The organism is Paenibacillus odorifer, from assembly GCF_000758725.1.
Classification (GTDB): domain Bacteria; phylum Bacillota; class Bacilli; order Paenibacillales; family Paenibacillaceae; genus Paenibacillus_AQ; species Paenibacillus_AQ odorifer.
On sequence record NZ_CP009428.1, the window covers coordinates 1,890,474 to 1,907,744 of the forward strand.

Below are 17,271 nucleotides of genomic sequence, written 5' to 3' on the forward strand. Positions count from 1 at the left end.
TACCCTACGGACCTAGCTGACGTTATCTGCGAATTTCCAGCGTTTTGAGCAAGTTTTCGGACACCAGAGACACTACAAATTTTGCTGTTTAGATTAAGTAACTTTCCAACAAAAATCAGCGCCTCAGCAACTATTGGACGGCTTTGAGAACAACCCCATCGTATGTAATAAAACAGTGTCAATGTGCGCATGCTTATCCTCTGAATGGAACTTATTTGGGTGAATATCCAAAGATTGTGAAACCAAGGACCTACTTTGTACGTTTAATGTAATATGACAGTCCTGATTGAAGACAGGAGGAAATAAAAATGCAAACGCTGTATTTAGGCTGCTTGGCGCTAGGCGTCATATTTGCCATAGTCAGCGTCCTGGTGGGCGATGTGATCGGAGATGCCTTGCATGGGGCCTTTGATTTCGTATCTGTAGATTTTCTGAATCCCACCGTGCTGGCAGGAGGAATAACCGTGTTCGGCGGAGCGGGCATTCTTCTAACCCGGTACAGCGCTCTGGAGGCTGGGGCGATCATTGCTTTGTCTTTGTTAGCCGCCGCTTTTTTGGGAGTACTTATGTATCTAGGGGTGGTTAAGCCCATGGAAAAAAGCGAAATGTCCAATGGTTTCTCAATGAGTGATCTGCCTGGTAAGATCGGGGAAATCACAATTCCTGTTCCCGCCACTGGTTATGGTGAGATTATGGTAAAGTTTGGCGCCGGCAATAGCCTGCATACGGCAGCAAGCTTTGATCATGAGCTGCTTCCGGCAGGGATTAAAGTTGTTGTAGTGGAGGTTAGAGAAGGCGTTGCATTGGTGTCAGAATTCGAAAAGAGAAGAGGAGTGGATCTTTAATGTTCGGTATTCCTGAGTATTTGTTAGTCCCTGCTGTTGTCGTTGCTGTTTTGTTTGTGCTAGGTATCGCATTCTGGGCACGTTACAAAACGGTTGGACCCGATGAAGGGATGATCGTAACGGGGTCGTTCTTAGGGAAAAATCATATTTCAGACGATGGTTCTGGTCGTAAAATAAAGATTGTACGCGGGGGCGGTGCCTTTATACTCCCAGTCTTTCAGAAGGCTGAATTTATGTCGCTTCTTTCTCATAAACTCGATGTGACGACCCCGGAAGTATACACCGAACAAGGGGTTCCGGTTATTGCCGACGGCGTAGCGATCATTAAAGTGGGTAGCTCAACGGAAGATGTGGCGACAGCTGCTGAGCAATTTATGGGCAAACCGATTGAAGCACTGAAGAGCGAAGCACAAGAAGTTCTTGAAGGTCATCTGCGGGCCATTCTCGGTTCGATGACCGTTGAGGAAGTATATCGTAACCGTGACCGCTTTGCGCAAGAGGTTCAAGGCGTGGCGGCACGTGATCTTAAGAAAATGGGTCTGCAAATTGTTTCCTTTACCATCAAGGATGTGCGAGACAAACATGGATATCTAGAGGCACTGGGTAAACCGCGGATAGCTGCTGTGAAGCGGGATGCAGAGATCGCTGAAGCAGAAGCAGTGCGGGATGCGAGAATTCAAAAGGCAAACGCAGAAGAGCAAGGGCAAAAAGCTGAGCTGCTGCGGGATACGAATATTGCCGAAGCCTCTAAGGAAAACCAGCTTAAGGTGGCTGCGTTTAAACGGGATCAGGATACAGCGAAAGCGGAAGCCGACCAGGCTTATCATATTCAAGAGGCACGTGCAAAGCAGACCGTTGTTGAAGAACAGATGAAGGTTGAGCTGGTACGTAAGGAACGTGAAATCGATTTGCAAGCCAAAGAAATTCAAGTTCGCGAGAAGCAGTATGATGCTGAAGTGAAGAAAAAAGCAGAAGCGGATCGTTATGCAGTAGAGCAAGCGGCGGAAGCCGATAAGGCGAAGAGAATGCGTGAGGCAGATGCCTTGCAATATAGTATTGAAACGCAAGCAAAAGCGACATCTGAGCAGAAGCGTCTTGAAGGTCAAGCGATGGCGGATGCAGAGCTGGCTAAAGGTACAGCGGATGCTGAGGTTATCCGGTTGCGCGGTCTAGCGGAAGCAGAAGCCAAAGAGAAACTGGCGGAAGCTTTCCAGAAATTCGGCGAAGCGGCGGTGCTCGACATCATCGTCAAAATGCTGCCTGATTTGGCTGGCCAAATTGCGAAGCCGCTGGCATCTATTGATAAACTTACCGTTGTAGATACCGGTAATGGGGAAGGTGCAGCCCGGGTCAGCAATTATGTGACTCAGCTAATGTCCACCGCTCCAGAGATGCTGAAGAGCGTCTCAGGGATTGATGTAGAGGCACTGATCAAGGGGCTGACTACTAAAGCTTCCGGAAGCAAAGGAGCATCAGTTACACCAACCGCACCAGTTGCCCCTGCAACTTATATTCAGCCATCAGTAACATCCAGTGCAGCCAGCGAGACTTTAACTTCTCTGCCTGAACAAAAGGAAAAATAGTTTAATGCAAATTATATTGATTTAATTTACTTAAGGTATGACTGGCAAAGCTGCTGGTCATACCTTAATCTTTATGTTTTGATCTAAATCAGACAACATGATAAAAAGCTCCTGCGTTTACAGGTGATTTTTGATGAAGCTTATAGCTTATCGAAATACCATGGGAATTATTGTATAAATGGACATCGTCGCTTTCACTGGTGTTTAAAGATTTTTTCAGGTAAAATAAAAGCCTTTAAGGCTGTTCACTCTGATCTACTAGCTTAGTAAGGACACAGAGTGTTCTTCTAATATGCAATTCTTGGTGTTATGATGGTAGCAAAGCTTGTATTTATCGTACGATTTCTTATTGCGAATGCTGCTGGAAGTTAGGTGTTTAGAAATAAAAGAGGTGTCAAAAATGAGTAGCATAACAGTGGCGAAGGTGTTAAATAACAACGTTATCATTGCCCAGCATCCTCAATATTCTGAGGTTGTAGTTATCGGTAAAGGGATAGGGTTTAACCGCAAGCTGCGTGATCAGATTAATCTATCCTCCGTGGAGAAGATGTTTATTCTTCGTAGCCAGGAGGAGCAGGAACAATATAAACAGCTTCTTCCCCAAGTGGATGAGAAGTTGATTGAGGTCGTTCAAGAAATAGTATTACATATTATGCATTGTAACCGTCAGCCGCTTAATGAGCATATTCACATTGCACTTACCGACCATATTTCTTTTGCTATCCGTCGTTTTGAACAAGATATCCCAATTCATAATCCATTTTTGTATGAAACTAAGGAGATTTATCCTGAGGAATATAAGATGGCAGAATATGCGATTGGACGGATCAATGAGGCTATGGGCGTGGAATTGCCGGTGGATGAGATAGGTTTTGTGGCTCTTCATATTGTCAGCGCACTTAGTAATAGGCAAATTTCCGAGGTTAGACAACATTCTCTCTTGATTGGAGAGCTGGTTGGGTTAGTCGAGAATTATCTGGACTATCGAATCCCACGGGATTCACTTGATTACTCAAGACTGGTAACCCATCTGCGATTTGTTCTAGAAAGATTACGCCGTGGAGAGGCGGTACAAGAGACCTCAACCCTGGATGGACTCATGAAACGGGAGTATCCTGAGATGTATTCGTTGGCTTGGAAATTAACAAAAATTATCGAACAGCGTGTGCGAATTCCCGTGTATCAAGCTGAGGTAAGTTATTTGACGATTCACCTGCAGCGTATTGCCCAGAAAAAAGTGGACGAACAAGATATGGACAAGAATGGTGAAGCTCCTTAAAGTGCAAAAGTTGTAACAAATCATGGTTTCAAAAAAAACGCTTGCTACTTAAAAAAAACGATGCTACAATGTTCACTGTCATCAACAAAACAGAATATCGAGCGTGTAACTGATTCGATCAGGCATGAGTGAATTACAGTATTTTGGTTGTTAACCCCCTTCTTGGGGCAATCTAACGATAGCGTTAGATTACAACTTCTATACTGTGTTGCTCATGCCTTTTTTGGCATCTGTTTTAGTGAAATTAATGAAAGGAGTAACCTAAATGTTTAAAAAGTTGTTTGGTGTTTTACAAAGAGTTGGTAAAGCTCTGATGCTTCCAGTAGCTATTCTGCCTGCGGCAGGTTTGCTTCTTGGAATAGGAAACATGCTGGTAAACCCAGACTTCCTGCAATATGTTCCAGCACTGGAGAACCATGTTGTTCAGGCTGTTGCCAACGTATTGATGAATTCAGGACAAATTGTATTTGATAATCTAGCCTTACTCTTCGCGGTGGGGGTTGCGATAGGTTTAGCCGGGGGTGAAGGTGTTGCGGGTCTAGCTGCCATTATCGGTTTCCTCGTAATGAACATTACGATGGGTACAGTTATTGGTGTTAATGATTACGTTCTAAGCCAAGGCGACTTCTCGTATGCCAGCGTATTAGGGATTCCAACACTGCAAACAGGGGTGTTTGGAGGTATACTCGTCGGTATATTGGCTTCGGCCATGTACAAGCGATTCTTCAAAATTGAGCTTCCTTCTTACCTAGGTTTCTTCGCAGGTAAACGTTTCGTACCGATTATGACGGCGGTAACAGCTCTAATCTTGGGCTTGTTACTGACAATAGTATGGCCACCTATTCAACATGGTCTGAACTATGTGTCACAAAGTATGATTGATACGAACAAAACGCTTGCAGCGTTTATCTTCGGAACGATCGAACGTTCGCTCATTCCTTTTGGACTGCATCACATTTTCTACTCTCCATTCTGGTATGAATTTGGTACCTACGTTGATAAAGCTGGAGAATTGGTACGTGGTGACCAACGGATCTTCATGCAGCAGCTTCGCGATGGAGTAGACTTCACAGCAGGGACATTTACTACGGGTAAATATCCATTCATGATGTTTGGTCTTCCAGCAGCGGCTTTGGCTATCTATCATGAAGCTAAACCACAGAATAAAAAGATCGTCGGAAGTTTGATGATTTCCGCGGCATTGACATCGTTCTTGACAGGGATTACTGAGCCGCTCGAATTCTCGTTCCTATTCGTGGCTCCATTGCTGTTCGCTGTACATGCTGTGTTTGCAGGTCTGTCCTTTATGACTATGCATATTCTTGATGTTAAAATCGGGATGACATTCTCGGGTGGTTTTATCGATTTTGTGCTCTTCGGTATTATCCCGAACCGTACAGCTTGGTGGCTGGTTATTCCGGTAGGTCTGGCCCTTGCCTTAATTTATTACTTCGGCTTCCGGTTTGTAATTCGGAAATTCAATCTTATGACACCGGGTCGTGAAGAAGATACGAATGAAGAAGAAGAAGTGAATACGGAGTCTGTCTCCAGAGCCGGTGATGATCTACCGCGGAACATTTTGTCCGCTCTAGGTGGTAAAGAAAACATCACTCATCTAGATGCTTGTATTACCCGCCTTCGTGTTGAAGTTAAAGATAAGGCAGGCGTAGACAAGAACCGTCTTAAGAAACTTGGTGCATCAGGTGTGCTGGAAGTGGGTAATAACGTTCAAGCGATTTTTGGCACACGTTCAGATACGATTAAATCGCAGATTCAAGATGTGATTAACGGAAAGACACCTGCGGCTTCAGCAGCTCCAGTAGTGGTTACTCCAGAGCCAGAAGAAGAACAACAGGCAGGTGAAGCTGGTGAAGCGATTATCAAGGAAGATATCGTATCTCCAGTAAACGGTGAATTGTTGGATATCACAGAGGTGCCAGATCCAGTATTCTCCCAAAAAATGACGGGCGATGGCTTCGCGTTCCTATCCGAAGATGGGAAGATTGCTTCACCGGTTTACGGTAAGGTATTTAACGTGTTCCCGAGCAAACATGCCATCGGTATTATGTCTGACGGAGGCAAGGAAGTGCTCGTTCATATTGGGGTTAATACGGTTAAGCTTAAAGGTCAAGGCTTCACGGTATTAGTTGAAGAAGGCGATCTTGTAGCGGCTGGGCAACCGATTATGGAAGTGGATTTAGAGTATGTAAAAGCACATGCACCTTCTGTAATCTCACCTGTTATTTTCTCGAATTTACCAGAAGGCTCTTCTGTAACATTGAAGAAGCCGGGTAAGGTTTCTATAGGAGACCAAGACATCATTACGATTCAGTAAAAGTGCAAGGGCCGATGCTTCCTTGTTCATACAAGGAAGCGAAGCTTTCACTATAAATTTAAAATACTCTAATAACAGAAAGCGAGTTGGATAATATTATGCAAAAAACATTCAGAATTGTCGATGAAGATGGAATTCACGCACGTCCAGCAACTGCCTTGGTAAATACAGCAACAAAATTCAAAGGTACAGAAGCATTTGCAGAAGCTAAAGGTAAAAAAGTAACTTTGAAATCCATTCTTGGCGTATTGTCATTGGGTCTTGAGGCTGGAGATACTTTGTCTTTGATTACTGAAGGAAGCGAAGAAGCAGAAGCTTTGAACGCTCTTCAAGAAGTAATGATTAAAGAAGGGCTAGGGGAAATCCATGAATAAGATTTCAGGAATCGCGGCTTCAGCAGGGATTGCAGTAGCCCGTGCTTTTATCCTGAAACATCCGGATTATACGATTACGAAGACAGGTATCAGTGATACTGAAGCAGAAGTCGCTAAGTTGAATGATGCACTCGCCAAATCAAGAGTGGAGCTGCAAACGATTAAAGAGCGTACTTTGGCAGAGCTGGGAGAGAAAAAGGCTGAGATTTTCGAATCACATCTGCTTATTCTTGATGACCCAGAGCTGATCAATCCTGTAATTGATAAAATCCGTGAGGAATCGGTTAACGCGGACTATGCGCTAAACGAAGTGGCTACGCAATTCATTGAGATGTTCGAAAATATGAAGAGTGCCTATCTGCAGGAACGTGCAGCTGACATGCGTGATGTTACCAAGCGCTTGCTGAACCACCTGCTGGGCATTCATTATGTAAGTCCTGCAGAAATCAGTGAAGAAGTAATCGTGATTGCTCAAGATCTAACACCATCGGATACAGCACAACTTAATCGTAAGTTCGTTAAAGGCTTCACAACGAACATTGGTGGACGGACTTCCCACTCTGCGATTATGGCACGTTCTTTGGAAATTCCAGCGGTTGTTGGAACTAAAACGGTTCTGTCCGAAGTGAATTCTGGCGATTTGGTGATTGTCGATGGTCTGAATGGGGACGTTCTGATCAATCCTAGCGAAGCTGAAGTGGCAGAGTACACTCGCAAGCAGGAAGCTTACGACTTGCAAATCGCAGAATGGAAGAAACTTCGCGACGAACCTACAGTATCAGCAGACGGTAAACATGTTGAGCTAGCTGCCAATATTGGTACACCAAATGATGTGAATGGTGTCATTGAGAATGGTGGCGAAGGTGTAGGTCTGTACCGTACTGAGTTCCTTTACATGGGTCGCGATAAGCTGCCTTCTGAGGAAATTCAATATAACGCCTACCGTACTGTACTTGAGAACATGAAGGGTAAGCCGGTAGTCGTACGTACCCTGGATATCGGTGGCGATAAAGAGCTGCCTTATCTTGACCTTCCGAAGGAAATGAATCCTTTCCTTGGTTTCCGTGCGATCCGCCTATGCCTGGATCGTCAGGATATTTTCCGTACTCAATTACGCGCATTACTAAGAGCGAGTGTTCACGGGGATCTTCGCATTATGTTCCCTATGATAGCTACGCTTGGTGAATTCCGTGCTGCGCGTGATCTTTTGCTCGAAGAAAAAGCTAAGCTTCGGGAAGAAGGTAAGGAAGTATCAGACAACATTCAGCTCGGTATAATGGTTGAGATTCCATCAACTGCTGTACTGGCTGACCAGTTTGCTAAGGAAGTTGATTTCTTCAGTATCGGTACGAATGATCTTATTCAATATACAATGGCTGCGGACCGTATGAATGAACAGGTATCTTACCTGTATCAGCCTTACAATCCAGCCATCCTGCGTTTGGTCAAAAATGTAATTGATGCAGCCCATGCAGAAGGTAAATGGACAGGGATGTGTGGTGAAATGGCTGGTGACGCAACAGCTATTCCGCTGCTACTGGGTCTTGGTCTTGACGAATTCAGCATGAGTGCAACTTCCATTCTGCCAGCGCGCAGTCAAATTTCTAAATTGTCGGCTGCCGACATGAAGGATTTGGCTGCAAAAGCTTTGCAGCTTGGCACGGCTGAAGAAGTAGCTGCACTTGTTCAAAGTATCGCTAAGTAACTTTTTACGCATGCATTAATCCGTTTTAGCGTTCTACTGTTTTCCAACTACTATTGCCGACTTCCGATGGCTGGAGGTCGGCTTTTTTATGTTTTTTAATCTATAATTTACTTTAATTCGACCTCATTTACTGTTCACTGTTTATTTTCTTTATTGCGCAGATGTCTATACCGATAGTATTAGTAATGAGCATAAAGTCGATAAGGAACCCAAACCTATAAATATGTCGTACATATAATAGTAAGGATCCATAGAAAGTTTATACTCCATTTGCCGACTTGCAGCGCTGTGCAAGTATTAATATGTAATGAATTGGTAATATATGGACTTATAAGCAACCCCACAGGTTAGGTGGGGAGCCATAGGATGGTGTTAATTCATGAGTAAAAATTATATAAATGCAGAATTGATGATGGAAGTCTATGAGGGTAAGGATTTAGGCTTGACGTATTCAACGGAGTACAGTGTCTTTAAAGTCTGGGCACCTACGGCTCTTGCTGTGTCCCTTGTCCTGTACGAAACAGGTGGTTATCGACTGAATGCTGAGTCACATAAGAGCGCTGTGGACAGTGGTCGGATTGTATATATGCAGCGTAGTAATGGCGGAGTCTGGCAGACCAAGTTATCAGGTGATCTAAAAGGGAAATATTATATGTACCGTGCTGTTTTTGCAGATGGTAATGTGACAGAAGCAGTAGATCCTTATGCAACAGCCGTATCAGCTAATGGTTTAAGATCGGCAATCGTTAATTTGCAGGATACGAATCCAGAACATTGGGATCAGGATGTAGCGCCTCCGTTACAGCATCCTGCCGACGCAGTGATTTATGAACTGCATGTTCGTGACTTTTCCTCACATGAGAGCTCTGGTATGTATTATAAGGGTAAATTCAAAGCATTTACCGAATTTGGTTTAAAGGATCCGGCAGGAAATACAGTGGGGATTGATCATCTGGCTGAATTAGGGATTACCCATGTTCATCTGATGCCGGTATTTGATTTTCAGACCGTGGATGAGCTGAAGGTGGTTAATCGGGGTTCCTCCATAGCTAATGTGGACTACAATTGGGGGTATGATCCCCAGCATTATAATGTACCTGAAGGATCTTACAGCACCGATCCTGCCAATCCTGGCTTGCGGATCCGTGAATTTAAAGAGATGGTGCAGGCCTTGCACAGCCGCGGGATCGCGGTAATTATGGATGTCGTTTACAACCACACTTATGCTGTGGAGAATGGACCTTTTGAGCCGCTTGTCCCAGATTATTTCTATCGCCGCGATTTTATGGGACGTTTGTCGAATGGCTCCGGGGTTGGCAATGAGCTGGCTACAGAACGTCCGATGGTCCGAAAATTTATTAAAGACTCCCTATCTTTTTGGGCTGCGGAATATCATATCGATGGTTTCCGGTTTGATCTGATGGGGCTGATGGACAGTGTTACCATGCGGGAGATTACGGAAGAGCTCCGTCTAGAAGTGAATCCGAATCTGTTGCTTTACGGTGAACCTTGGACGGGTGGAGATTCTCCGCTGGCCACTAAAACGCTAAAAGGTGTACAACGGGGCAAGGGTTATGCTGTCTTCAACGATAACTTTCGTTCAGCGATCAAAGGGGATAGTGATGGCTTCGGAAGAGGGTTCGTGACAGGCGAATACGGCAAAGAAGGTGCTATTGCAGCCGGAATTAAAGGAGCAATTCATGAGTTTACGGACTCGCCTGTGGAATCTGTGAACTATGTAACTGCCCATGATAATTTGAATTTATGGGATAAGTTGCTTATCGTTCAAGGGGGGAGCCAGAAAGCTGATTTTCCGGTAATCGCCAACATGGATAACGAGGATCTTGAAGATGCAGTGGCCCTTGCCAATCCATACGTGTATGTAGATCCGGAGAACATTCTCGGTAATGAAACTGTACGTCGTTCCTTGCTTGCTAACGGAATTATTCTGACATCGCAAGGGATACCTTTCCTGCATGCTGGAGATGAGCTCCTGCGCAGTAAATTTGGGGATCATAACAGCTACCGCAGCGGTGACGCGATCAACTCGATCCGCTGGAATATGAAAAGCGTATTTAAGCCCGTATTTCAATATTATAAAGGCCTGATCGAGCTGCGGCGCACACATCCGGCATTTCGTCTGCATGGCCGCCAGGAAATTGAACGTTCGTTGGAATTTCTGCGATGTGATGGCGGAATAGTATCGTATCTGCTTAGAGGCCATGCAGGAGGCGATCTTTGGAACAATATAACCGTTATCTTCAATGCTAATAATGAACGAATGACGGTGGCTCTTCCTGAGATTTCTAACGGGTGGAGTATAGTAGTAGACCATACCCATGCAGGTACAGAAGCCCTCCGCAGGATCGAAGGCAATGAGGTAGAGGTGGAAGGGTTGTCGATGATGGTCCTTTATGATGAATGTGGTGAGCCAGCCCCACGCTCTAAAATCATCGAAATACACTATGAACGCCCAGATCGGAATTACCAAGGCTGGAATCTTTGGGTTTGGGATACAGGAATCCAGGATGGACAATGCGATTTCCGTTATATGGAGAACGGGCGTGCAGTAGCCCGCATCGAAGTGCTGCCAGATACCCAATCCATCGGATATATTTTGCGGCTTAATGATTGGGAAGAAAAAGATGGAGACGGAGACCGCTTCATTGATTGTTCTACGAATGGAGAGTTAACCAAGGTCTTAGTCCGGGATCGTGAACAGGAGATTGATGGAATTTCAGAGGATCATCTTCGGTTAAGCAGTTAGTGGCAATACAAAAAAAGCTGTTTCAGGGTTGATTGTATCCTGAGACAGCTTTTTATTTGGTTTTATGGTTTTACAATGGTCTGGTCAGCAAACTCTTCGTCCACAAGCTCATAGTAAAGATTGGCTTTATTGCCACCATGGTCTTTGGAGCGGTACATCGCCAAATCGGCGGCACGCAGCAGTTCATTGATACTGCTTCCATGTTCAGGAAATAAAGCTACTCCGATACTCGCGGAGGTGTGGAAGCTGGACCCGTTATCAACAGACCAAGACTTATTGAACAGTTTAAGTAACCGCTGCAGCGTTTCATCAAGCATCTCTGGAGAAGTGAATCGATGCAGTACAACTGCGAATTCATCTCCGCCGATCCGGAAGGCCTGACCTATTCCTTTGACTGTATGCTGAAGTTCACGGGAGAGCAGCTGAAGAAATTCGTCTCCAGCCAGATGGCCTAAGGTATCATTTAGCTGCTTGAATCTGTCACAATCCAGCAGGGCCAGTGCAATTTTTTGCTTCCGTTCTTCGGGTTGTGTGATAAGGTTCTCCATATACATTTTGAAATGAGCCCTGTTGGGAATCGCTGTTAAATGATCATAGAAGGCTAGCTTATGTAGTCGTTCTTCGTATTGTTTTCGCTGGGTAATTTCTCGAGATAACAGCATGAATTGTGCTGGGAATTTACGGCTGCCGAGAACAGGTGACACCTTAGTTTCAAGCCATACCCATTGGCCTTCTGCTCCGCGCATGCGCAGTTCTGAAATGCGTGGGGTTCCCTGAACCACGCTCTTTAATTTAGCCCAGGCAATCTCCGGTTCACGTATGTAGTTGGATAACGGATCTCCTTTTTTAGGCACATAGCCTAGAATACTGGAGTGTGAGGGGGAAGCGTATAGAATCAACCCGTTAGGATCCGTCAAAATAATGAAATCAGACATGGTTTCACCGATTAGCTGATAAAGTGTTTGTTCTTCCAGCATTTCATTCTGGAGCCAGATGATTTTGCGTCCAAGGTAAATAATGACCAGGAGAAACACAAGTAAGAGGAGCGAATATAGGGAGAACAAAGCGCTTTTTTTATCCTTAAAACCGTCCGTTACTTGCAAGGCGTAGTTGCCAATCAAGTCCTCTGCTTGATCGAGATGTGCTCTAGCTTCATTGAATTGCGAGTTTAGGGTGAGCGCAGAATATGAATCCGGATTCCAGCTACTCTTCGTCCGTTCCGTTATTAGCGTATGCCCTGAATTTTTCCACATGACAATGGTAGTTTCGAAGGAGTGCAGCTCGTTTTTTAATTCGGAAAGGATAATTACACTTTGTTTCATATCACTGTAAGGTTTTTTTATAGCGTTGATATTTGCTCTTGCTAGACTTATTCGTTCCTGCGCTTGAAGATTATTATCTATAAACTCCTTAGTGAACTGTTCACCTTCTGCGGCTGTTAGGTTTGGACCCATTGCGATTTGCAAGGCTACAGCAGCTTGATGCAGATCACGATCGGCGCTTAGTATGAGCTTAGAGTTCTGATATATATCATCATAAAGAGAATCTGACAATCTATTAATAGTGTGATTTAAATAGAGTAGCGAGGACACGCTGATCCCGACCAGAAGGACGGAGATTGCAGCGAAGACATAGAATAGTTTGCGTGTTACCTTAAATTCGAAGAACCCTGCCACAGTCATCTTCTCCCTGTATAAGATGATTAAGTAAATCTATTGCTGCTTAAGTAGAACCTGCAGAAGTCAATCTATGGTCAGGCGTAATTTAAATCAGTCACTGATGTTTGAAGGTGCTTTTGGGAATAAAAGAGGTGTTGTATACATAGTGGGAAAACATAGGAAAGTGTACGTGTGAGTAAATGGTAGTTTCTAGTATATCAAGTATATAGGACGTGCTGCTTATAGAGCAATCTTTACTCATAATAATCCAAAAGACAAAATTTAAAGTTTAATGTATGGGCCTATTGAATTATCTATATTCAAACCGATGGATCCTATTACCCCACTCGACCATAAATGATACGGCTTACAGCTGCTGAAAAAAACTGCCCTTAGTCATAATGACTACAGGAAAGCTAATCATTCATTATTCGTTACGCAGTGCGTGAATGGGGTGAAGTCGTGCGGCTTTGTTAGCAGGCATCATTCCAAAAATCACGCCTGCCCGCCCCGATGCCAATCCAACTTGTCAAAACGACAGATTTTGCATATAATAAAGAGACATATCTCTTGTAGTAAAGAGATACCTGACAATTAGCATGAATTGTGAAATGCAGTGATGGAGAAGAGTACACAGTGCCTGACTTACAGGGAGGAGACGCCGCGGATTGAGAGCGTTTCTAAGAAGCAGAGCTGTCGAAGTTCACTCCGGAGCAGTTCCCTGAATTCCTTAAGCTGTCTAATAGGGAAGGGTAGGGGATACCGGTCACAGACCGTTATTTCTGTATAAAGTGAGATAGGTATCTGTCCAGCCAAAAGAGGGAATGAAGCTCTTAAGGGGAACAGATCAGCTTGTCTAACAAGGGTGGTACCACGGTCTTTTCGTCCCTTACCGGGAGGAAAGGCCTTTTTTTGTTGAACTAGACAATGATTGAAGGGGGCTGTACACGGCCATGAAAGAGAAGTTGGAAGCATTGAAGGTTGAAGCGCTGGCTAAGTTGCAGGAGGTTATGGATCCGCAGGTACTAAATGATTTAAGAGTGAAGTATCTCGGTAAAAAAGGTGAGCTTACAGAGGTTCTGCGCGGTATGGGAGGACTTAGTGCTGAGGAGCGTCCGGTAATCGGGCAAGTGGCGAATCAGGTTCGCAGTGCTATTGAGGAGATTATCGGCGCGAAGCAGGAGGCTTTTCAAGAGCAGGAAACCCAGCAACGTCTGCAGGCTGAAAAAGTAGACGTAACCTTACCGGGTCGCCGTTTACAGCAAGGGGGCATTCACCCGCTTAGCAGAGTCGTACAGGAGATTGAGGATATTTTTATCGGCATGGGCTACCGTGTAGCTGAAGGTCCGGAAGTGGAGACCGATTATTATAACTTTGAAGCTCTAAATCTGCCTAAGAATCACCCGGCACGTGATATGCAGGATTCTTTCTATTTAACAGATGACCTGCTAATGCGCACTCAAACCTCGCCAGTACAGATTCGTACTATGCAGGCTATGAACGGTGAAGCTCCTGTTAAAATAATCTGTCCGGGTAAAGTATTCCGCCGTGATGATGATGATGCAACGCATTCCTTCCAGTTCCACCAAATCGAAGGTTTGGTCATTGGAAGTAACATTCGAATGAGTGATCTGAAGGGCACCCTGCAACAATTTGTGCAGGAGATGTTTGGACCGAATACAGGCATTCGTCTTCGTCCGAGCTTTTTCCCATTCACGGAGCCAAGTGTTGAAGTAGACGTAAGCTGCTTCAAATGTGGTGGCGATGGCTGCAGACTATGCAAGCAAAGTGGATGGTTAGAAATCCTTGGCGCAGGTATGGTACACCCGAATGTACTGAAAATGGGTGGCTATGATCCTGCTGAATACAGCGGCTTCGCCTTCGGAATGGGTGTAGAGCGGATTGCAATGCTTAAATACGGCATCGATGACATCCGTCATTTCTATAGTAATGATATGAGTTTTGTGAAGCAGTTCAAGGGCGTTTAGTTATTGTGGTGCGCTGGCTGATAGTGGCTGGAGAATGGGTTTTGGAGCATTTGATTTCCTTGTAGGGACCGTCCTTAATAGTGTGTAGCTGAAATTGAGTGCACTTCATCCGTTCTCCCACAGGAAGCAGCACGAACGACAGTGAAATAAATACATCTGAAACATAAAGGAAGTGAGCGGATATGAAAGTATCAACCGGATGGTTGGCTGATTATACATCGATTGAAGGAGTAACCGCCGAACAGCTAGCGGAGAAGATTACCGCTGCCGGCATTGAGATTGACGGCGTAGAGCGCCGCAATAAAGGCATTTCCGGCATCGTAACCGGCTATGTGAAATCAAAGGAAAAACATCCTGATGCCGACAAGCTGAACGTATGTATCGTGGATGCGGGCCAAGATGAGGATCTACAAATCGTCTGCGGCGCAAAAAATGTAGCTGCAGGTCAAACTGTACCTGTAGCACTGGTCGGTGCTAAGCTGCCAGGACTGGATATCAAAAAAGCCAAGCTGCGCGGCGTCCTATCGCAAGGGATGATCTGCTCGGCCAAAGAATTGGGACTGAATGATAAATTGCTTCCAAAAGAGCAACAAGAAGGTATTCTTGTGCTGCCTGAAGGGACAGAGATTGGTCAGGATATTTCCAAGGTCCTCGGCTTAGATGACGAGATTCTGGAATTCGATCTGACTCCGAACCGTTCGGATTGCCTCAGTATGATTGGTGCTGCTTATGAAGTAAGTGCGATTCTTGGGCGTGAAGTTAAATTGCCTGATCCAAAAAGCGAAATTATTGAGATCAGTGGTCCTGCTGCGGATTCCATTTCCGTCAAGATTGAAGATGAAGAATACTGCAGCCATTATGCAGTTCGTTATATTGCAGGTGTTAAACCTGCACCATCACCGCTGTGGATTCAGAATCGTCTGATGGCTGCTGGGGTTCGTCCAATTAATAATATCGTGGACATTACCAATTACGTGATGCTGGAATATGGACAGCCGCTGCATGCTTTTGATGCAGATAAAGTGCAAGGTGGAGAACTCGGCGTTCGTCTTGCCCATGAAGGTGAAGTTTTGGTTACACTTGACGGTCAAGAGCGTAAGCTAGAGCCGCAAATGCTCGTTATCGCTGATGGAGTTAAAGCTGTAGGTCTGGCCGGAGTAATGGGTGGACGGGATACAGAGGTTACTGCTGAGACGGTAAACCTTGTTCTGGAATCTGCTAAGTTTGATGGTGGTACGATTCGTAAAACCTCGCGTCAATTGGGACTTCGCTCTGAAGCCTCCCTTCGTTTCGAGAAGGAAGTGGATCCAAGTGCAGTTATTCCTGCATTGAACCGTGCAGCAGTGCTGATTGCACGTTATGCTGGCGGATCGGTCCATGAAGGCATCGTGCAAGCAGGAACTGACGCTGTTCAAGAGAAGGTTCTCACCTTGTCCTTAGAGAAACTGAATCGTTATCTGGGAACGGATTTGTCCTTGCTGGAAGTGAAGACATTGTTTGGCCGTCTACACTTCAAATGCGGAGATACCGCACAAGGGCTGATTGAAGTTCAAGTCCCAACCAGACGTGGCGATATCAGCTATGATGTTGATCTTATTGAAGAAATTGCCCGCCTGTACGGATATGACAATATTCCAACGACTCTAATTGAAGGAATTACAACGCCAGGAGCACTAACTCACAAGCAAGCGCTCCGTCGTGAACTGCGCCGCTTATTGTCACATGGCGGTTACCAAGAGGTGATGGGTTACTCCTTCATCCAGCCGCAACAAAGCACAATGTTCCCTGCGTTATCAGAAGGAGCAGTAGCGGTGAAGCTGGCTATGCCGATGAGTGAAGAACGCAGCGTACTGCGTACCAGCCTTCTTCCGCAACTATTGGATATTGCCAGCTACAATACCAATCGTCGTCAAAGCGACTTGGCATTGTTTGAAATCGGCAACGTCTTCTTCACGGATGAAGAACAGCTGACTCGCCAACCACGCGAACTGCCAGTGCTGGGGCTGTTGCTTAGCGGAAGCTTAACAGTGAAGCAATGGAATGTTTCGGCACAGCCTGTGGACTTCTTTGATTTGAAGGGTGCGCTGGAAACGGTATTTGCTCATTTAGGGCTGACTGATAAAATCGTCTATGTGGGAGACAGTCCAGAAGGATTTCATCCTGGGCGTTCCGCATCGGTATATTTACTCGGGAACGAGGGCCGTGTGAAGATCGGAACGATGGGGCAGATTCATCCGGATCTGCAAAGACAGCTGGATCTGGTGGATACTTATGCGGCAGAAATTTTATTGCAGCCGTTATATGAAAGTGCGCAAAGCCGTTTGCAATATAATGAGCTTCCGCGTTTCCCGGGAATGGAACGGGATATTGCTGTGGTCGTGGATTCCGCTGTACCAGCGGGCGATCTGCTGGCTTCCATCCGTGATAACGGAGGTACTTTGCTCCAGTCCGTACAGGTATTTGACGTGTACACTGGCGGTAAGCTGGAGAGTGGAAAGAAGAGCATCGCGATCTCACTGCTGTATCGTCATAGTGAACATACACTGACTGATGAAGAAGTAGGAGAGGTGCATGAGAAGGTATTAGCATCTCTTCAACAAACTTTTGGTGCAGAATTAAGAAAGTAGCAGGAATTGTGTAAAGCCGCAGCGAATCCATTTAGAAACTGAGATTCGCTGCGGTTTTTTCTAGGTAGAGTGCAAAGCGGAGAATATCAGCCATAATCTATTGAATATTA

General features: G+C 45.2%; 10 protein-coding genes and 1 other annotated feature. Of the genes, 9 read left to right on the forward strand and 1 reads right to left on the reverse strand.

Translation table 11 applies throughout. The features are described 5' to 3' along the window. The first annotated feature begins 308 nt into the window (after positions 1-308). The 7 genes from PODO_RS07970 to pulA all read left to right on the forward strand — a co-directional run bounded on the left by PODO_RS07970 (position 309) and on the right by pulA (position 10,888). Positions 309-845, forward strand: a complete 537-nt coding sequence (locus PODO_RS07970; protein WP_036683577.1) for an NfeD family membrane protein — start codon at positions 309-311, stop codon at positions 843-845. Next, positions 845-2,428: a flotillin lipid rafts scaffold protein FloT gene (locus PODO_RS07975; RefSeq protein ID WP_052096883.1), complete on the forward strand. Its 1,584-nt coding sequence runs from the start codon at positions 845-847 to the stop codon at positions 2,426-2,428. The genes PODO_RS07970 and PODO_RS07975 overlap by 1 nt, the downstream gene beginning before the upstream one ends. A 400-nt stretch (positions 2,429-2,828) precedes the next feature. Further along, complete coding sequence (gene glcT / locus PODO_RS07980; RefSeq protein ID WP_036683575.1) at positions 2,829-3,707, forward strand: glucose PTS transporter transcription antiterminator GlcT; 879 nt, start codon at positions 2,829-2,831, stop codon at positions 3,705-3,707. Between the two features lie 265 nt (positions 3,708-3,972). Then, the gene (ptsG, locus tag PODO_RS07985) at positions 3,973-6,042 is read left to right on the forward strand and encodes a glucose-specific PTS transporter subunit IIBC (RefSeq protein ID WP_036683572.1); all 2,070 of its coding nucleotides are present in this window, start codon (positions 3,973-3,975) and stop codon (positions 6,040-6,042) included. A 98-nt stretch (positions 6,043-6,140) separates the two neighbouring features. After that, the gene (locus PODO_RS07990) at positions 6,141-6,416 is read left to right on the forward strand and encodes an HPr family phosphocarrier protein (protein ID WP_036683569.1); all 276 of its coding nucleotides are present in this window, start codon (positions 6,141-6,143) and stop codon (positions 6,414-6,416) included. Further along, positions 6,409-8,121, forward strand: coding sequence for a phosphoenolpyruvate--protein phosphotransferase (gene ptsP, locus PODO_RS07995; RefSeq protein ID WP_036683566.1), 1,713 nt, complete (start codon positions 6,409-6,411; stop codon positions 8,119-8,121). Before PODO_RS07990 ends, ptsP begins: the two co-directional genes overlap by 8 nt. A gap of 379 nt (positions 8,122-8,500) precedes the next feature. Further along, positions 8,501-10,888, forward strand: a complete 2,388-nt coding sequence (gene pulA, locus PODO_RS08000) for a type I pullulanase (protein WP_052096884.1) — start codon at positions 8,501-8,503, stop codon at positions 10,886-10,888. 62 nt (positions 10,889-10,950) lie between these two features. Here pulA and PODO_RS08005 read toward each other — a convergent pair whose 3' ends face one another. Further along, entirely contained in the window at positions 10,951-12,564 is a 1,614-nt protein-coding gene (locus tag PODO_RS08005; RefSeq protein WP_038569530.1) for a sensor domain-containing diguanylate cyclase, read from the reverse strand. Between the two features lie 589 nt (positions 12,565-13,153). Further along, positions 13,154-13,439: a binding site (T-box leader), on the forward strand. Positions 13,440-13,499: 60 nt separating this feature from the next. Here PODO_RS08005 and pheS point away from each other — a divergent pair. Both pheS and pheT read left to right on the forward strand, forming a co-directional pair. Continuing rightward, the gene (pheS, locus tag PODO_RS08010) at positions 13,500-14,534 is read left to right on the forward strand and encodes a phenylalanine--tRNA ligase subunit alpha (protein ID WP_038569531.1); all 1,035 of its coding nucleotides are present in this window, start codon (positions 13,500-13,502) and stop codon (positions 14,532-14,534) included. Positions 14,535-14,716: 182 nt separating this feature from the next. Beyond that, entirely contained in the window at positions 14,717-17,161 is a 2,445-nt protein-coding gene (gene pheT, locus PODO_RS08015) for a phenylalanine--tRNA ligase subunit beta (protein WP_036683558.1), read from the forward strand. Positions 17,162-17,271 lie beyond the last annotated feature (110 nt).

Coding starts and splice junctions, on each gene's coding strand:
- PODO_RS07970 (WP_036683577.1), top strand. CDS start 309: ATGCAAACGCTGTATTTAGGCTGCTTGGCGCTAGGCGTCATATTTGCC.
- PODO_RS07975 (WP_052096883.1), top strand. CDS start 845: ATGTTCGGTATTCCTGAGTATTTGTTAGTCCCTGCTGTTGTCGTTGCT.
- glcT (WP_036683575.1), top strand. CDS start 2,829: ATGAGTAGCATAACAGTGGCGAAGGTGTTAAATAACAACGTTATCATT.
- ptsG (WP_036683572.1), top strand. CDS start 3,973: ATGTTTAAAAAGTTGTTTGGTGTTTTACAAAGAGTTGGTAAAGCTCTG.
- PODO_RS07990 (WP_036683569.1), top strand. CDS start 6,141: ATGCAAAAAACATTCAGAATTGTCGATGAAGATGGAATTCACGCACGT.
- ptsP (WP_036683566.1), top strand. CDS start 6,409: ATGAATAAGATTTCAGGAATCGCGGCTTCAGCAGGGATTGCAGTAGCC.
- pulA (WP_052096884.1), top strand. CDS start 8,501: ATGAGTAAAAATTATATAAATGCAGAATTGATGATGGAAGTCTATGAG.
- pheS (WP_038569531.1), top strand. CDS start 13,500: ATGAAAGAGAAGTTGGAAGCATTGAAGGTTGAAGCGCTGGCTAAGTTG.
- pheT (WP_036683558.1), top strand. CDS start 14,717: ATGAAAGTATCAACCGGATGGTTGGCTGATTATACATCGATTGAAGGA.